This is a genomic window from Lentzea roselyniae (genome assembly GCF_039537795.1).
Classification (GTDB): Bacteria; Actinomycetota; Actinomycetes; order Mycobacteriales; family Pseudonocardiaceae; genus Lentzea; species Lentzea atacamensis.
The window spans coordinates 1-16,201 of sequence record NZ_BAABBE010000047.1; the positions used below are offsets into that span (position 1 = coordinate 1).

Genomic DNA, 16,201 nt, shown 5'->3' on the forward strand with positions numbered 1-16,201 from the left:
CGGGAACGCACGGCTGGAAGGTGGCATTGAACACACTGATCAACCTCTTCCCCGGTCGCATACTTTTCTGATAACCTACAAATGTAAGCAAATCACCTCTGGCTTACACAAAAATCGTGACAGGCTCCAGCCCCGGCGTTTCGCTGTCCGCAGCGCCTGCCGCAGCTTCGGTGACGCAGGGCGAGGAGCTCGACGGTCTCGTTGACATACCGCCAGCAGGTGGTGGCCGAGACCCCAAACCCGGCACCGATCTCGGCGAACGGCTCTCCATTACGCAGGTGGACCAGCACCAGCGGGGCTTGCTGCCCGGCATCGAGCCTGCGCCACCTCGATCCCAGCTCCCCGGCGGTGCGTGCGGATCAAGCCGGACACGAACCTCAGGGTGCGATGTGACAACGGCAGCGCGGCACGATAGAAGAACACATGAAGCCCCTGGGTGACGCGGAACGATCTTGGTCGATAGCTCTGCTACCAGGGGCTTCGCCATGCCTGGGGGTCTACACGCCGAGAGCGCGCCAACCTGTCACGACCGCAAACCCTTACCTGCCAACGCATCCAGACCAGGATGAAAATGGCTCAATGTGACAGGTGTCGAACTGGTCACTTCCGATCGGGGATGTCAGCGAGGAATGGCGCCCCCACCACGATCAGCAGTCGCGCCAGGTGGCCGTACACGACATCGACAACGGCATTGGTGTAGACGTCGTCGGTCAGCGCTGCCGCCAGGAGCCCAGCCGCGGCGATGATCGAGAACAACGAAGCCACGCCGGCATACGGCCACACCGGCAACATCACGTCGAGCCCACGCCATACGACGTCAAGATCCACATACGTTGTGGGTGTGCCCGACCATGCCTCGGCCAGACTCGACGGCATGGCAACGACGGTCAGCAGGTAGATCACGGCGTAGGTCGCCGCCGACGTACCGATGAGCAGGCTGATCAGCCTGACTCTCACCCGGCGCGGGAACTCTCTCGCAGCCAGCTCGCACAACCTGCTGACGTCGGGCTTCTGGTGTGCAAGCTTGAGGAAACGGTTCAGCTCCTTTGGCCTTGGCCAATGCTCACGAGCGATGCACCTGTTGCGCAGCATCGTCGCTCCCATCCGGACCGACTTGTCGACATCGCCACTCACTGCCGAACCGGCCTGCTCCATCACCTGCTCCAACCGCACGTTCCGCAGCCGGCGCAGCACCAGGAAGAGCAACGGCCCGACCGCGAGCACTGCAAGCGCCGCGAGCCGCCAGCCCGCCGACGCAACGAACTTCCACGGATCCTCGGTGAACATCGGCGCCAGCACGATCACCAGCGCGGCGGGCAAGAACAGCGGCATCCGCCGGGCCAGCAACCCAGCGCGCAGCACCCACCGCCCCAACACCGCCAACGCCAATGGGAGCAGATGCGTCAGCATGATCAACGCGCTGTTGGTGAACAACAGCCACCCCAAAGTGACCCACCAGGCGCACACGACGATGTAGCGGTTCGCCCTCGGTGTGATCACGTTGAGCATGAGCAGCACGAGCGGTGCGAACACGACCGCTAGCACCGCCCCGACCGCCGCAAGCACGGAGAAGCCCAGCTCCGCGACGGCAAGCACACCCAACCCCAACACGGCCGACACCCATAGCCCGCCGCTGACCATCCGCCCTTGGTTGATCCAGTCGTGCGGCTCATTCACACACACGTCGCCGAACCCAAGGCTGCGCAACGCACGCACGGCGAGCACCCTAGGCTTGACCTCGTAGCGCTTGCGGTACCGCCTCGTTCGGCGGATGCCGTCGCTATCCTCGCCGTACAGACCGAAGTCCACGCTGATGTCAACCACGGCCACCTGATCGCGCCCGCACGAACACTCGTTACTGCTCGCTCACCAACAAGTCACGGGCAACAGGGCCGCGGGGCAGCATCGTGGATCATTTGACTCAGCAGCCGCCATAGCGGGATGTCGTCACCGCGCGGCCGTAACGTCGCCGAACGACGCTTCAAGAGGCTTACTGCTCCGTCGGCTCGGCACCCTCTGCGGCTTTCCGTAGTGCGACATAGTCGCGATGGCGGACTGCCGCATGACGTCCGTTGATGATCTCGCCTTCGAGGACCCTCAACGAGTCGCCATTGACCTCGACCGGCCGTACTTCCCCGCTCCAGATGAGTGTGTCAACTACATCGACCCCCCATGCTTTCGACGACGACGGCGACGCGCATCCACCAAGGGTTGGCGTCACGTTCCGCATAGCTCGGAACACTCGTCTCGTTCCGAGCAATCCGTATCCACTGGTGTGGGTTCCCTTGCACATCGCATCGCAAGATCACTTCTTGACCGGGGCCGAGGACGGCGCCGGATACGGGCTTCTCGAACGGGTATCCAGTGGAGTACGAAATCGGCTCGTCACCCCAGTTATGGAGGACGAATGCCAACTCGACCTTAAGGATGTATTGGTGATCTTCAAGGCGCATTGGGCGGGAAGTTGAAAGTTCGCCCCTCAGGCTCCCCAGCGCCATAGATCGTGACTTCGGTGTGGGGATAGAGCTGAAGCGAGCAGCGTGGAGCAGCCACATCCAGACGAGCCATGGCGGTTTCACGTTGCGCCTGCTGGGCGTCGGATCGCGCGAGCGCTAGAGCTTCAGTCTGCGTGTCCAGTTGGCGCATCGTGCGCTCAAGGTCAACGCGCGCTTGCTGTGCTTGTAGCTCATGAGCTTTCTCGCGGGCATGGAGATCTTCGCGCAAGTGTTCCAGCTGTCCGAGCGCGGCACGAAGAATGTAGAGCGTCAGCAGTACGTTCAGTATCGCTCCGAGGGCGGCGATAGCGTTGACCCAGTTTCCCGCGTACTGGGCGTCTTTGCGCCAAACGAGTTGAACCGTCAGTACGAGACCGAACACCACCACGGTCACCCCACTGGCAGCCCAAGCTGCCTGACTGAACAACCTCGGGAGGTTCACGGGTGGCGAGCTGACGGTCCCGGACGTGGGCGACGAGATCTGCCCACCACCGCCGCCACGCACCCACGGAATGGTTGCGCAGCAACACACCCCGCCAGGCCGGAGCCTGTTCGATCTCGGCGAGCACCCGATCCTGCTCGATCCCGGCACCGTAGGCGATGGCCTGTTGGAAGGCGTCGGCGTAGGAGTGCCGGCTGATGTCGGGGTGCAGTTGGGCCGCTCGGGCGACGAGCCGCAGGGTCGCTCGCCGGGTGCGGTCGTCACTCGTCCGCACGTCCGGATCCCGAAGAGCGGGCGCGGCGGCGAACAGCTCCCGCAAGGGTGCGACGTCCGGTGTGTCCTCCTCGTGCATGGCCAGCTGCCTCAACTCCTCGACCGCGTGGATCGAGACCGAGTCCTTGCCGGCGATGTCGTGCAAGGGCCCGAACATCTCGCGCACCCGTGCAGGGCAGGCACGCCTGCCAGACCGCAGGGTTCCGGCGTCGAATGCGGTGGTTCCGATGGAGATGCTCTGGCCGTTGTACTGCGGCCAGAGGCCCCATGAGCGTGGCGAGTACTCCTGGACGACCTCCTCGAAGTCGCTGAGGTCGCACACCCCGAGCACCCGGTCACCGCCGTGGGCCCGCCACTGAGCACCGTCGTTGGCCAGCGACAACACCGCCATCGCGGCCTCGGCCCTGCGGACGACTCGCCTGCAGTCGTCACGGCCGAGCCCCTGTTCTCGGCCAGTGCCGCGATCGACCAGTACAGGGAGTAGTAGCGGGCGAACGTGGTCAGCGTCGATACACCGGGCACCAGCGTCGACCACCGACAGGATGGGCGCCTCGACCGCCAGCGGATACCGGCCAGACTTCAGGCCGAGTCCTCTCTCGGACCACGACGGCCCGTCGACGACGGCTTCCTCCAGCTCACCCGCGCTCATGATCGACTGTCTTTACCATCGAGCACGGAGCCACGTCAGCCGTTCAGATGAACATCGCCCGAATGCTACAACGCCAGCCAGTCACTGTCCGTTGTGGACGATGCGCCGGACTCCAGCCTGTTCCTCGAGTCCCCGCGCAGACTGGTCGCCCTAGCTGCCACGGTGGTGGCGTCCCGCCGCGGTGTCGCGCTCGACGCTGAGGCGACGCAACGATGCCAGATCTGGCCGTGATGCTAGGCCAGGAGCGCTTGGCCACCATCACGGCCCGGAAAGCAGGCCTCACGGAGCGGACGCCCCGGCCGCTGACCCGCGTCCATCACCTGGACCGGCACTGCCTGGGAATCCACCAGGAACAAGGTCGGCAGCTCCTACACCCGGCAAGCCCCCAGCAGACTGGCTCATGAACCGACCCGCCGCGGACGCGCTGTGGGAGGCGTGGAGCCGCGCGCGACGAGCGGGTCGAGCTCGCCTGCGGTGGGGTCACGGTCGCACCGGCACCGCGCTGGCGTGCCTGGCCGTCGTGAACGGGGTGCAGGCCGCCGAGGCGGTCACGTACGCGGGCGCGCTACGACCACCGGGCGGTCGAGACGCCGTGGCAGCGCCGCTACGTCGCCCGCTTCGAGGCGTCGTAGGACCGTCCTAGACGGTCAGGCGTGCTCGACGGCGTCGGCCTGCGGGCCCCGGTCGCTCTGCCGGATGCGGAAGCGCACCCGCTCGCCGGCCACCAGGGGCTCGCCGGAGACCACCGAGACGTGCACGAAGAGGTCGGGCCCACCGGCGTCGGGGGTGATGAAACCGAAGCCGCGGTCGGCGTCGTAGCGGGCCACCGTGCCGTCGCCGGCGCGGGCTGCGGGCCGGGTGACCGTACGGGCCTGGCTGGGGGCCGCGGCGGCCTCCACCGGCTCGCCGCTGGCCACGAACCGCACCTCGCGCGCCTGACGCCCCTGGTCCACGGTGACCGTGGTGAACGCGACCCGGTCGCCCTCGGCCGGCAGGTACACCTCGTCGGCCAGGGCGCGCACGTGCAGGAAGACGTCACCCGCCCCGTCGTCGGCGGCCACGAAGCCGAACGACTTCTCCTCGTCGAACCACAGGACGGAGCCGTCGGCGCCGTCGCCGGGCGCGACAAGAGGGGCTCGGCGGACACCGGCGTCGAAGCTCAGCGGCACCAGGTGCTGGGCCTGCGGCCCCTTCTCCCCCGCGGTGACGACGAAGGCCACCCGCTGCCCGGCCGCGAGGACGCCCCCGGTGACGATGGCGGAGGAGTGCACGAACACCTCCGCACCCCCGCCGTCCGGCGCGGCGAACCCGTAGCCCTTGGCCGGCTCGTACCAGGAGACGGTGGCGAGCACGCCCAGGGCCGCGTCAGGCGCGGCGTCCCCGGTGACGGCGACGTGCAGTGCCTGCAGACCGCGGGGTCCCTCACCGGTCTCGAACTCCACCGTCTGGCCCTCGCACAGCGCCTGGGCCGCGCCCTCGCCCTGCACCTGCGAGACGTGCACGAAGATGTCGGCGCTGCCGTCATCCGGGGCGAGGAAGCCGAAGCCGCGCTCGAGGTCGTACCAGCGGACGGTTCCTTGCTGCACGGTGCACTCCTGGTCTCGCGGGTGGTCGGGGGGCCAGTGTCCCAGGCGCGTATGTACATCTTGATCCCAACGCGCGGCAGCTCCGCCGTGAGTACATCGCCGAAGTCACCGAGTTCGCGCCCGTCACCAGACGTTGCCCGAGTATGCGGACGTGTGGGGCCAAACTATGCCTGGTGGTCTGACCTGCGCCTCAGGCCGCCGCAGATTCGTACTCGTTGATCAAGCCGCCGATTACTCGCCAACGATGAGCGACGCTACAGCCTGATTCTGTGAGCGGGCCACCGGGCTGTGGTGGAGTGCGCTGAAGCCGAGGGTCACCTTCGTTGGTCAGCAGTGTTCCACAGATAGCCGACATCGCAAATGACCAAAGATTGAAATACGCCGACTGGCCCTCTATAATGGTTTCGAGCTATCCAATAGTGCATGAACGCGCGAACTGCGCAAGCTTGCTACGTATGGGAACTCAAATCTCCCCTCGGACACAATCGCTAAGTACACGCGGAGAGGTCGTCGCATAGACGGCCTCTTTTGCTTTGTCGTACTTCAACTCGATCCCGAGTTCTCCGTAGAGCCTCGACAGCTTCTCCGGATCGCCTTCCTTGATGACCGCCGTCACATCTGGCAACGAGTCCACAGCAGCCTGAACCTCCGCTTCAGACGTCAGGTTCGGCGCTGGCAGCCCCTTCAGCGGCTCCACGAAGCCCTGATGGCTGTGGCTGCCGGAGACGGTGTGCCCCTACCCAAGACGGCTATCGGTCGCGCCGCAGCGCGCAAGCTGTTCCACGTCCTCGGCTGTGATCATCAGCACAGTGTCTGGCTGGCCAGACGTGACAACCCGGTCTCGCCTCGTTCGCGTTTCCTCCCCTGTAGGCCACGGCCGTCCGCCGTGGTCGTTCGTTGCATGGGGGTTTTCTTTGAACAGACACAAGCGTCGAATCCTGACCCGCGTGATCGCCGTCGCTTCCCTGGCGGCGGCGGTGCTCACTGCTGGGCAGTCGGCTGTGGCGAGCACCGACGTGACCGGCGACCGGCCGGCCACCGCCACGGCGGTCGAGGTGTTCACCGCGGCGCCCGCGCTGCCGGACCAGCTCGCCGACGACGTGGCGCAGGCCCTGGAGGCGGCGGAGGCGCGTGCCGAGGCGGACCCGGCGGACCTCGCGCCTCCTTACGTCGACCGGACCACCGGCCGGATCGTCGCGGGCGTGCGCACCGGCGCCGACTCGACGAAGACCGCCTACGCGGCAGGCAGCATCGGCGTCGATCCGTCCACTGTGGACAACGGGAACGACGACGCGAACCAGGACGGCCTCGAGACCGGCAAGACCGAGGAACCGGCGTCCGAGACCGCGGCGGCCGAGCCGGAGGCCGCGCAGGCTGTCGTCATCCCGAAGATCTTCTACCCGAGCACGCCGAAGGCCAAGTACAGCCTGGCCGACCTCGACGCCGTGAAGGACACGGTGCTGGAGTCCGACGTGCCCGGTGTGCAGAACCTGTACGCCGCGTCCGTGGACGCCGAGCGCAACCGCGTGGTGGTGCGTGCCTCGGCGCTCACCGAGGAGACCCGTACGGCGCTGGCGAGCAAGTACGGCGCCGACAAGGTCGCGGTGCACCTCGCTCCGAACACCTTCGTGCAGAAGCAGGTCAGCCGGGACAACGACGCCAACCCGTTCTTCGGCGGTTCCACCACCAACACCAACGCGGGCACCTGCACGGTCGGGTTCTCCTGGACGCACGAGGGCGAGAGCTACTTCCTCACCGCCGGGCACTGCACGAGTGCCAACAGCGACGTGCGGATGCCGCGCTACGGCACGCAGAAGGTGGGCAAGGTCGTCAAGGACAACTGGAACAACACCACCGGCTCGACCAAGATGAGCGGTGTGTCGTACTACAGCGGTGACCTCGCGCTGGTGAAGATGAACGGCAGCCGGAAGACCGCGGGCAAGATGTACGTCGGCGGGCCGAACTCGAGCTCCTACCGGAAGGTCAAGGGAGTCGCCAGCAGGGCGCCGAATAAGGGCGACAAGTACTGCACGGGCGGAACCACCAAGGGCGAGTTGTGCGGCTGGAAGGTCTGGGACGCCAAGACCAACATCCGGTACGTCGACGGCGAGATGGCGCGCAACGTGACCCTGGGCAAGAAGGGCGGCACCTGCACCGCGCGTGGCGACTCCGGCGGCCCGGCCTACACGGTCAGCGGCGGGAAGATCGTCGCGAAGGGCATCCTCAGCGCTGGCGGCAACTTCAACGACGGTGACTGCATGGACGTGTTCACCGACATCCGGTTGGCTGAGAAGGCGATGCCCGGCATCGTGATGAAGGGCTGACGAGTCCTGTTCTCGGGTGGCCGGACGCACTGCGTGCCCGGCCACCCGCCGGCAGCTAGGCCGCTTCCGCGCCAGGTGCCTGGCAACGACCAGGTACACCAATACGAGCGTGCCAGTGTCGCTCATGTCGCGAGAGAACGGCTACTTTCGTTCGAACACCCATATTGCGCTGCCGTCGGGGGATCCGGTGTTCCGCTTCGCCTCGCCGACCGAGGTCGCGTACATGTAGTCGCGGTCGGAGCGGCTGTTGTCGAGGCGGAACCCTCCAGGGGCCGACACCGCGCCCCACAGCGAGTCTGTGGTGACGTTGCCGGTGTTCCTCCGCACGGCGTTGTCGGCGGCGATGGTGTCCAGGTCGTACCGCCCAGGCATACCGGGATCAGCGGTTCCAGCCGAGCCCTGCGGGGTACCAGAACACGGTCCGGTGCGTCTGACCTGGTCTATTAGGCTGCCGCAGGTTCATACTCGTTGATCAAGCCGCCGAGTACTTGGCGGCGACGTACGGACCTACGGCCGGGCACTGCGATCGGGCGATCGGGTCGCAGTGGGGTGTGGTGTCGCGCTTCATGTGGCCGCCGGTGGTTGTAGTGGGACACGTAGCGGTTCAGCACTGACTTGAGGTGATGCTCGTTGATGAGCAGTCGGTCGGTGAGCTCGCGTCTGACGGTGCCGACAAACCGTTCCGCGTGGCAGTTGGCCGCGGACACCCTGGCGGGATCTTCACGACGTCGATCCCGGCGTCAGCGAGAACGGAATCGAACGACGCCGTGAACTGGCCGGCCCTGTCACGAACCATGAATCGGAAGTCACTGGCCGTATCGCCGAGGTTTATCAAGAGGTTGCGAGCCTACTGGGTGGTCCAGCGCCCGTCAGGGTTGGTGGTGGTGCCGAGGGTCTCATCGACCTGCGGCCGCCCAGTCCGGTTCGGGTAGGTCCACTTCTTTGCGACGAAGCGCCGATGCCACCGCAACACCGTGCCTGAAGTCACCAATCGGTGCTCCCTCAACCAGACAGGCAACCGCCGCACCAATGCGACCAGCACCGCACGATCAGCCCGATTCAGACGCGGACGGCCGTGAGTCCGGCGCAACACCGCGACCTCGTGCCGCAGCACCGGCAACTCCACATCCTTCGCCGCCGACGACCGGCCGAGCAGAACCAACCAACCACCTAGCTGAACAAAGACGAGATAGAGCAGTCGCAGCGCCACGCCCACGATCATGCCGCCGGAACACCAGAACCCGATCACTGCAGCTCAGCGGGCGAGCGCAGAGTTCTGGCACCCCACAGGCCAACTGCCGACGAAGCACGGTGTTCTCGTGCCGCAGCACAAGCAGCTCCGCATCCTTCTCCGCTTCACCGCGGAGCAGCACCTACGCGGCGGACAGCATCTTCCAAGTCACCTTGTACAGCAGAGACACGATCATCCGAGCATGCTCCCAGCCTGGAAGAGATGCGCTGTCACACTGCGGTGACGACTTTCGAGCGGCACACGTTCGGTCGCGTCTCGTTCACCCGGACGGAGCCACTCCAGCTCGGCGGCGAGCACGCCGAGCTGGAACCGCGACTGAACGCCGAGCAACGACTGCAGCCGGGCGATGCGCCGGTGCAGGGTGCGCAGGCTGACACTGAGTTCGCGGGCGATCGCGCGGTCGGTCGCGCCCGTTTGCATGAGCCTCAGCAGGCGCTGGGTTGCCGCCGTGGGTTCCTTGCCCACGACCACCGAGTAATCGCAATTCGGGTGCGCCATGGTGACCTCGGTCAAGGGGCTGATCATCGGCTGAGCTCCTCCGCGGGAATCCCCTGCAGTTCGAGCAGGAGAGTGCGGACTTCGGTTGCGGTGATCCGGCCGGTGCGCTCGACCGACCGCGGTGCCACCGGACCCGAGCACAAGAGCACCGGCCCATCCGCCGCCCGGTCGGGCAGCCTGCCGTGCGTGCCGCGCACGCACGACGGGTCCAGCGGCACGACGTTCATCGTGTATCTCAGCCCGAGCTTCTTGCGGGCCAGGTTCAACCCAGCTCTGGCCTTGACGAGCGGGTCGGCCGGGTCGAAGAACAGTTCGGCGGGGTCGTAGCCGGGTTTGCGGTGGATGTCCACACCACGGGCGAAGTCCGGTGCGCGGTGGTCATCGGTCCAGTAGTAGTAGGTGAACCATGCGTCCGGCTCGGCCACCGCCACCAGTTCACCGGACCGCTCGTGATCCAGCCCGACGGACGCCTGCGCGTCCCGGCCGTACAGCACGTCGACACCCGGAAGGTCCGCGAGGACCGCTCTCGTCCTCGGGAGATCGGCCGGATCGGCGACGTACACGTGCGCGATCTGGTGGTCGGCCACCGCGAACGCCCGCGACGTCCACGGATCCAGGTACTCCATCCCGGACTGCGAGTAGACCTCGAGCAGGTTTGCTGCTCGCAACGCCCGATTGATGTCGACCGGGCGGCGTGCGTCGGTGATGCCGTACTCCGACAACGCCACGATGGTGGCGTCCGACGCGTCGGCCAGCAGAGGCGCCAGCGCCCGATCCACGTCCGCCGCCGCCTTGACCGCCTGCGGTGAGGACGGTCCGAACCGCTGCAGGTCGTAGTCCAGATGTGGCACGTAGACCAGCAACAGGTCAGGCCGCCTTTCGGCGAGGACTTTCCGCGCGGCGCCGATGATCCACTCGCTCGACGCCAGTGCCGCCGTGGGGCCCCAGTACTGAAAGAGCGGGAACTCGCCCAGAGCTCCGACGAGTTCGTCGTGCAGGCCGGGTGGGCGGACGTAGCAGTCCGGCGACTTGCGCCCGTCCGCGTGGTAGATCGGCCGAGGGGTCACGGTGATGTCGGTCGAGGCGCCCATCGCGTACCACCAGCAGATGTTGGCGGCGGTGTAGCCGGGATGAGCGCGACGCGCGGTCTCCCAGAGCTTCTCCCCTCCGACGAGGCGGTTGTGCTGACGCCACAGGCGAATCTCGCCCAGGTCGCGGAAGTACCAGCCGTTGCCGACTATCCCGTGCTGCGCCGGGGTGAGACCGGTGAGCAGCGTGGCCTGCGCGCTGCACGTCACGGCGGGCAGCACCGTGCCCAGTTCGGCCTGCCAGCCCAGCCGCGAGAGATTGGGCATGTGTTCGAGGAGCGCCGGCGTCATGCCGACGACGTTGAGGACCACCAGCGGTTTCACACCGCCACTCCCGTCCGCAGGTGCTGCGCCGCCCAGCGCAGTTCCGCCGCGATGCCGTCAGCGAGGTCGCCCGCACCCGGCAGCACGGTCCAGGTGTAGGTCTCCACCTCGACGTGCGTGCCGGGGTCCACCGCCGCTACAGCGGCCACGAGCACGTCTGTGGTCGACGTGAGCGGTGCGGGCGGAACAGCGTGCAACGGCACGTGGAAGTGCACGCGCCACGGGTGCTCGGCGGGCAGGGTCTCGAACGCCTCCGGCAGGTCGTCCGCCGCCAGGACACCGCCGGGGGTGTTCTCCCGGACCTGGTGCAGGTAGCGGGGTTCGCTGTACTCAGCGACCGCCCGCCTGCCCGCCGCAGTGCCGGGTTCCGCCACCTCCAGTGCCGCCGACGCCTGCACCTTGACCACCTCCAGCCCTGCCCGGCGGATCGACGCGACCGTCTCGGCCGGATCGGCGAACGACACCGCGAGGTGACAGGTGTCCAGGCAGATCCCGATGTGGTCGGGATCGACCCGGCCGGCCAGCCAGCCGACCGCGTCGGCGACGGTGTCCAGCACACAACCCGGCTCCGGCTCGACGGCCAGCCTGATCGGTCTGCCGTGCCGGCGGGTCTCGGCGCGCAGGGACAGGGTGAGCTCGGCGAGAGCCTCCGCGGCACGGTCGTCGTCGCGGCCCGTCCACGGCTCGCGCCAGGCCAGTGGCAGGGTCGAGATGCTGCCGTAGGACGCGGAATCGGGCAACAGGTCAGCCAGCACGGCCGCACAGTCCACTGTGTACCGCAGGCGGCGCGAATCGGTCCACGTCGGGAAGTACACCGCGTGCTTGACCACCTCGTCGTGGAAGTCGCCGTACGGGAACGCGTTGAGCGTGGAGACCGTCAGTCCTCTGCTCGCAAGCTCGGCGCGGAAGTGCTGCAGTGCGGTGCCGTCCTCCGCGAGTCCTCGTGCGACCGGCGCGGGCAGCCACAGTCCCAAGGGGAGCGTGTCCGCCTCCAGCGCCTCCCGCACCCGGACCGCATGCCGGTCGAGCTGAGCCAGGATGCCCGCGAGGTCGGGAGCCGGGTGGACGTTGGTGCAGTAGGCGATCACCGTTCACCCCGCAGCACCGAGCTGCCGGTGGCCGCGTCGACCGCACCCGCCGCCACCGGTTCGAGCGCCAGCCTGCCGCTCTGGCCGTAGAACTCGACCGGGTTGTGCCACAACACCGTGTCCACTTCGGACTCGCCGAACCCGGCGTCCAGCATCGCCAACCCGGTCTTGTGGGTCTTCAGCGGATCGGACCGGCCCCAGTCGGCGGCGGAGTTGACCAGCATCCGCTCGGTGCCGTACTCGGCGAGCAGCGCCACCATCCGAGCCTCGTCCATCTTGGTGTCCGGGTAGACGGAGAACCCCATCCAGCAGCCCGCGTCCGCCACCATCCGGACGGTGGTCTCGTTGAGGTGGTCGACCAGGACGCGGTGCGGCGCCAGGCCCGACTCGCGGACCACGTCCAGCGTTCGCTTCGTGCCCGCCTGCTTGTCCCGGTGCGGTGTGTGCACGAGGACCGGCAGGTCGTGCCTGAGCGCCAGCTCCAGCTGGCGTGCGAACGCGTCGTCTTCCTCCTGCGTCATCGAGTCGTACCCGACCTCGCCGACCGCGACCACACCGTCCTTGGCCAGGTAGCGCGGCAGCACGTCCAGCACCTCGGTGCACCGGGGGTCGTTGGCCTCCTTGGGGTTCAGGGCGAGCGCGCAGTGGTGTGCGATGCCGAACTGCGCGGCGCGGAACCGTTCCCACCCGAGCAGGCTGTCGAAGTAGTCGACGAACGACCCGACGCTCGTCCGCGGCTGCCCCAGCCAGAACGCGGGCTCGACGAGCGCTCGCACGCCGGCGTCGCGCATGGCCTCGTAGTCGTCGGTGGTGCGGGACGTCATGTGGATGTGCGGATCGAAGATGCGCATCACGAAGCCTTTCCGAGCAGGGCGAGAGCGTCGGCGGGCACCGGACGGCCGGCCGCGCGGCGTTCGTCGGCGAACGCGGCGACCATGCGCAGCAGCTCCGCGTCCGAGTGCCGGTCGAGACCGTCGACCACGGTCAGCGGAATGCCCATGAACAGGCACTTGAGCACGCCGTGCCGCCACGCGTGCCTGCCGAGGTGCCGGGTGGCGAATGGGCCGAGCGCCGCCGCGACCAGGTCGGTCTCGTTGCTGCGCAGGGCGTCCTCGACCAACGCGACCCCGGATGCCGGAGCCCGGTCCCCCAGCTCGGCCAGCCCGCGCAGCACACCTCGCCGTTCCGCGGAGGTGCCGTACCGGTAGAGCCTCGTGAGGCCGTCGACCGGATCGTCGGACACGTCGGCGAACGCGGTGAGCAGGCGGACCCGTGCGGCGTCCTGTCCTGCTCCCACCGCCCTTCCCGCCGCGGGGAACAGGGTGTCGATCGCGCCGGGATCGGCGCGGACCGCCCGTTCCGCCTCGGCCAGCCACTCCGCTGCGCGCAGCGCTCGCAGTGCCCGCGCCGCCACGTCCGGTGCGGCGTGGCTGTGCCGGGGCAGCTCCACCGCGGCGACGCCGGTGTAGCCGATGCCGGTCAGCGCGGCGAGCGTGGCGGGCAGGTCCAGCCGTCCCTCACCGAACTCCAGGTGCTCGTGCACGCCCGGCAGCATGTCGTCGAGCTGCACGTTGACGAGCAGCTCGCCCGCCTGCCTGATGCACGCCGCCGCGTCCTGCGGCTCGACCGCGACGCAGTGCCCGACGTCGAGGGTGATCCTCAGCTCCTCCGGGTTCCCGAGCTCGGTCCGCAGCCGCAGTGCCTGGTCGAGCCACTGCACGACCATGCCCGGCTCCGGCTCCAGTCCCATCGGGACTCCCGGCCCGCTCTCCAGCACCGCGGCGACGCCCGACCTCAGGTGGTCCCAGTCGTCCGCGGATCCCACTCCGGACCAGAACGACACGCAGTCCGCACCGAGGTCCAGCGCGATCTGCTTGGCGCGCACCAGGAAGTCGACCCGTACCGCCTGGTCCGAGCTGACCAGGGTCGGGTGGTGCTTGCGGCGCGGGTCGAGCAGGTACCGCGCGCCGGTCTCCACGACGACGCGCAGCCCCAGATCGTGCAGGCGTGCGGCAAGCCGATCGGTCTGCTTGACGACGTCGCCGGCGAACGGGTCGAGGTGGTGGTGGTCGAGGGTGAGCGCCACCGCCGTGTAGCCGAGATCAGCGATCACGGCGAGAGCGTCGTCGAGCCGGTGGTTGGCGAACCCGTTGGTGCCGTAGCCGAGCTGGAACGTCATGTCGGGCTCACCTTCCTGCTCAGCGCTCGGGCCAGCGGCAGCACGAGCGGCAGCGCGGCGCCGTGCTCGGTCAGCGCGGACTGGAGCAGCACCATGCCGTGGATGCCCTCCTTCGTCGCGGCGCGGACGGCCTCGCCCGACGGCTGCCGGACCACCTGCCACTGCGCACGCCCTACCGTGACCGCGTAGCCCAGCGCCGCTGCGAATCCGGTGAACCGCCGGGTGGAGGCGCCTGCCAGCGCGGCGGTCAGCACTGTGCCCGACAGGACCGCTTTCGCCGTACGGGGTGACGTGCCGTGCACCTCACCCCGCGACAACACCGTCACACCAAGGGTGTGCGCGGCCATCAGTCCGGCGGGCAGGACGGCCCGGCCACCCAGCAGGACGTCGAACGCCCGGCAGGCTGCCATGGCGAACGGTCCGGCGGGAGTGGCCTTCAGCACGGTGTCGTAAGCCCACACCGCCGCGGCGAGCGGCAGAGCGTTGCGACCGGCAGCCGCGGCGAGACCGACGCCGAGCGCGGTCAGTCCGGCTGCGGTGGCCAGGGCCGCGTCCGGGCTGATCCGGCCGGACGGGATCGGTCGTTCCGGTCGTTCGACCGCGTCCAGGTCGCGGTCGGCCCAGTCGTTGAGCGCCATTCCCGCCCAGTACAACGAGACGGACGCCAGCGGTAGCAACAAGCCCTTGCCCCGCAACGGTTTTCCTGCGCCGACCAGCGTGTCACCCAGCACCGTGAGTGCCGCTGGTGCCCGCACCAGGTCCACGTACGCCTTCATCATCCCGGCTACTTCCAGGGCGCCGGGTAGCCGGGCATGCCCTCGCAGCCGCACATGGCGTAGTGCAGCGGCGGCATGTCCTGCTTGATGAAGTCCTTGAGGGTGTCCTGGGTGACCTTCGGCTGCGGCAGCACCCATTCCTTCGGCACCTGCTTGCCGCCGAGGACGCGCAGGGCGGCGATGACCGGCGTGCGCCACTGGTAGGTCGGGTAGGTCGGGGCGACCGCGGTCATCTTCTCGTCGGCCCACATCCGCAGGAAGTCCTGCTGGTCCTCCCCCACGAACGGCGGGATCGCCGCGCCGGCGTCCTGGAACGCCTCCACGGCCGCGACCGCGGTGGCGCCCGCGTCCATCCAGACGCCGTCGATCTTGCCTTCGCGCTGGATGTACTCGTTCACGATGCTCTTGGTCTTGGCCGCGTCGCCGTTGGTGAACTCGACGCCCACGACCTTCACCTGGCTGCCGGAGAAGATCTCGTTGGCCGCCGCCCAGCGCTGTTCCAGGACGTCGACGCCGGGCAGGATGCGCAACGCGAGGACCTTGCCGCCCGGCTGCACCTTCTCCTTGAGGAACTCCGCGCCGTCCGCGCCGAACGCGAACCCGCCGATCGGGTGGATGAACGTCACGGGGCAACCGGTCTTGACGCCGCGGTCGAAGACGATCACGGGCACGCCGGTCGCGCAGGCGGCCTCGACAGCCGGGGTGAGCGTGGCGGTCGTGTTCGGCGAGACGATCAGCGCGTGACATCCCTGGGAGGCCAGCGACTGGATGTCGCTGATCTGCTTGTCGTCCTTGGCCTCCGCGTCCAGCACGGTGAACTTGGTGATCTCCGGGTGCAGCTTCACCTCCTCCTTCATGGTCTTGAACCCGACCTGCCGCCACGGGTTGTCCACCGAGGCGTTGGAGAAGCAGAGGTGGTAGCCGCCGCCGGGCTTGGCGTACTTGGCCGTGTCGACCAGTTGCGGTTCGAGCATCTGCTCCCAGGGCTTGGCGGTACCGTCCTGGGAGTCCAGCCCGGTCGCCTTCGCGGTGCGGAACCGCAGCTGGCGCTCGAACTCGGCCGGGTCGAAGAACTCCGACTTCGCCTTGGCGGACTCGGACGTGCCGCCGGGACCAGGGGTGGCGGGAAGGTCGCTGGCACACCCGGCCACCGCGAACGCGCCCACCAGGGCCACGACGGACCATCTGCTGTTCATGTGCTGCTCCTCGGCTTCGTCGACGGGGTTC

The 16,201-nt window shown here is 68.1% G+C and carries 17 protein-coding genes and 2 pseudogenes; 3 read left to right on the top strand and 16 right to left on the bottom strand.

Features of this window, described 5'->3' with window-relative positions; all coding sequences use genetic code 11:
• Positions 1-129: 129 nt before the first annotated feature.
• From ABFX45_RS42190 to ABFX45_RS42200, 3 genes and pseudogenes are all read right to left on the bottom strand, one after another.
• Positions 130-423, bottom strand: a pseudogene (locus ABFX45_RS42190) (helix-turn-helix domain-containing protein); the annotation flags it as partial.
• A gap of 177 nt (positions 424-600) precedes the next feature.
• Positions 601-1,809, bottom strand: a complete 1,209-nt coding sequence (locus tag ABFX45_RS42195) for a hypothetical protein (protein WP_346136616.1) — start codon at positions 1,807-1,809, stop codon at positions 601-603.
• A 633-nt stretch (positions 1,810-2,442) separates the two neighbouring features.
• Complete coding sequence (locus ABFX45_RS42200; RefSeq protein WP_346136618.1) at positions 2,443-2,889, bottom strand: hypothetical protein; 447 nt, start codon at positions 2,887-2,889, stop codon at positions 2,443-2,445.
• A gap of 245 nt (positions 2,890-3,134) precedes the next feature.
• Between ABFX45_RS42200 and ABFX45_RS42205 the strand changes: the two genes are divergently transcribed.
• Both ABFX45_RS42205 and ABFX45_RS42210 read left to right on the top strand, forming a co-directional pair.
• Positions 3,135-3,569: a hypothetical protein gene (locus tag ABFX45_RS42205; protein ID WP_346136620.1), complete on the top strand. Its 435-nt coding sequence runs from the start codon at positions 3,135-3,137 to the stop codon at positions 3,567-3,569.
• A gap of 690 nt (positions 3,570-4,259) precedes the next feature.
• Complete coding sequence (locus tag ABFX45_RS42210) at positions 4,260-4,502, top strand: hypothetical protein (protein ID WP_346136622.1); 243 nt, start codon at positions 4,260-4,262, stop codon at positions 4,500-4,502.
• A 4-nt stretch (positions 4,503-4,506) separates the two neighbouring features.
• Here ABFX45_RS42210 and ABFX45_RS42215 read toward each other — a convergent pair whose 3' ends face one another.
• The 3 genes and pseudogenes from ABFX45_RS42215 to ABFX45_RS42225 all read right to left on the bottom strand — a co-directional run bounded on the left by ABFX45_RS42215 (position 4,507) and on the right by ABFX45_RS42225 (position 6,142).
• On the bottom strand, positions 4,507-5,211 hold the full coding sequence (locus ABFX45_RS42215; RefSeq protein WP_346136663.1) for a cold shock domain-containing protein: 705 nt from the start codon (positions 5,209-5,211) through the stop codon (positions 4,507-4,509).
• A 30-nt stretch (positions 5,212-5,241) separates the two neighbouring features.
• A pseudogene (locus tag ABFX45_RS42220) lies at positions 5,242-5,445 on the bottom strand (cold-shock protein); the annotation flags it as partial.
• Between the two features lie 463 nt (positions 5,446-5,908).
• Positions 5,909-6,142, bottom strand: coding sequence for a hypothetical protein (locus ABFX45_RS42225; RefSeq protein WP_346136624.1), 234 nt, complete (start codon positions 6,140-6,142; stop codon positions 5,909-5,911).
• Between the two features lie 250 nt (positions 6,143-6,392).
• Here ABFX45_RS42225 and ABFX45_RS42230 point away from each other — a divergent pair, with 250 nt between their 5' ends.
• Entirely contained in the window at positions 6,393-7,769 is a 1,377-nt protein-coding gene (locus tag ABFX45_RS42230; RefSeq protein ID WP_346136626.1) for a S1 family peptidase, read from the top strand.
• 141 nt (positions 7,770-7,910) lie between these two features.
• Here ABFX45_RS42230 and ABFX45_RS42235 read toward each other — a convergent pair whose 3' ends face one another.
• The 10 genes from ABFX45_RS42235 to ABFX45_RS42280 all read right to left on the bottom strand — a co-directional run bounded on the left by ABFX45_RS42235 (position 7,911) and on the right by ABFX45_RS42280 (position 16,170).
• Positions 7,911-8,141 (bottom strand): hypothetical protein, encoded by a 231-nt coding sequence (locus ABFX45_RS42235; RefSeq protein WP_346136627.1) that lies wholly within the window; start codon positions 8,139-8,141, stop codon positions 7,911-7,913.
• A gap of 71 nt (positions 8,142-8,212) precedes the next feature.
• Entirely contained in the window at positions 8,213-8,476 is a 264-nt protein-coding gene (locus ABFX45_RS42240; RefSeq protein WP_346136629.1) for an integrase core domain-containing protein, read from the bottom strand.
• A 140-nt stretch (positions 8,477-8,616) separates the two neighbouring features.
• Complete coding sequence (locus ABFX45_RS42245; protein ID WP_346136631.1) at positions 8,617-9,018, bottom strand: integrase; 402 nt, start codon at positions 9,016-9,018, stop codon at positions 8,617-8,619.
• A 174-nt stretch (positions 9,019-9,192) separates the two neighbouring features.
• Positions 9,193-9,534 (bottom strand): helix-turn-helix domain-containing protein, encoded by a 342-nt coding sequence (locus tag ABFX45_RS42250; RefSeq protein ID WP_346136633.1) that lies wholly within the window; start codon positions 9,532-9,534, stop codon positions 9,193-9,195.
• Between the two features lie 8 nt (positions 9,535-9,542).
• Complete coding sequence (locus ABFX45_RS42255) at positions 9,543-10,931, bottom strand: alkaline phosphatase family protein (protein ID WP_346136635.1); 1,389 nt, start codon at positions 10,929-10,931, stop codon at positions 9,543-9,545.
• Complete coding sequence (eboE, locus tag ABFX45_RS42260) at positions 10,928-12,019, bottom strand: metabolite traffic protein EboE (protein WP_346136637.1); 1,092 nt, start codon at positions 12,017-12,019, stop codon at positions 10,928-10,930. The genes ABFX45_RS42255 and eboE overlap by 4 nt, the downstream gene beginning before the upstream one ends.
• Entirely contained in the window at positions 12,016-12,870 is an 855-nt protein-coding gene (locus ABFX45_RS42265) for a TatD family hydrolase (protein WP_109642749.1), read from the bottom strand. The genes eboE and ABFX45_RS42265 overlap by 4 nt, the downstream gene beginning before the upstream one ends.
• Positions 12,870-14,198, bottom strand: a complete 1,329-nt coding sequence (locus ABFX45_RS42270) for an EboA domain-containing protein (RefSeq protein ID WP_346136639.1) — start codon at positions 14,196-14,198, stop codon at positions 12,870-12,872. Before ABFX45_RS42270 ends, ABFX45_RS42265 begins: the two co-directional genes overlap by 1 nt.
• Complete coding sequence (locus ABFX45_RS42275) at positions 14,195-14,974, bottom strand: SCO3242 family prenyltransferase (protein ID WP_346136665.1); 780 nt, start codon at positions 14,972-14,974, stop codon at positions 14,195-14,197. Before ABFX45_RS42275 ends, ABFX45_RS42270 begins: the two co-directional genes overlap by 4 nt.
• Before the next feature lie 8 nt (positions 14,975-14,982).
• On the bottom strand, positions 14,983-16,170 hold the full coding sequence (locus ABFX45_RS42280; RefSeq protein ID WP_112227629.1) for a substrate-binding domain-containing protein: 1,188 nt from the start codon (positions 16,168-16,170) through the stop codon (positions 14,983-14,985).
• Positions 16,171-16,201: the final 31 nt, after the last annotated feature.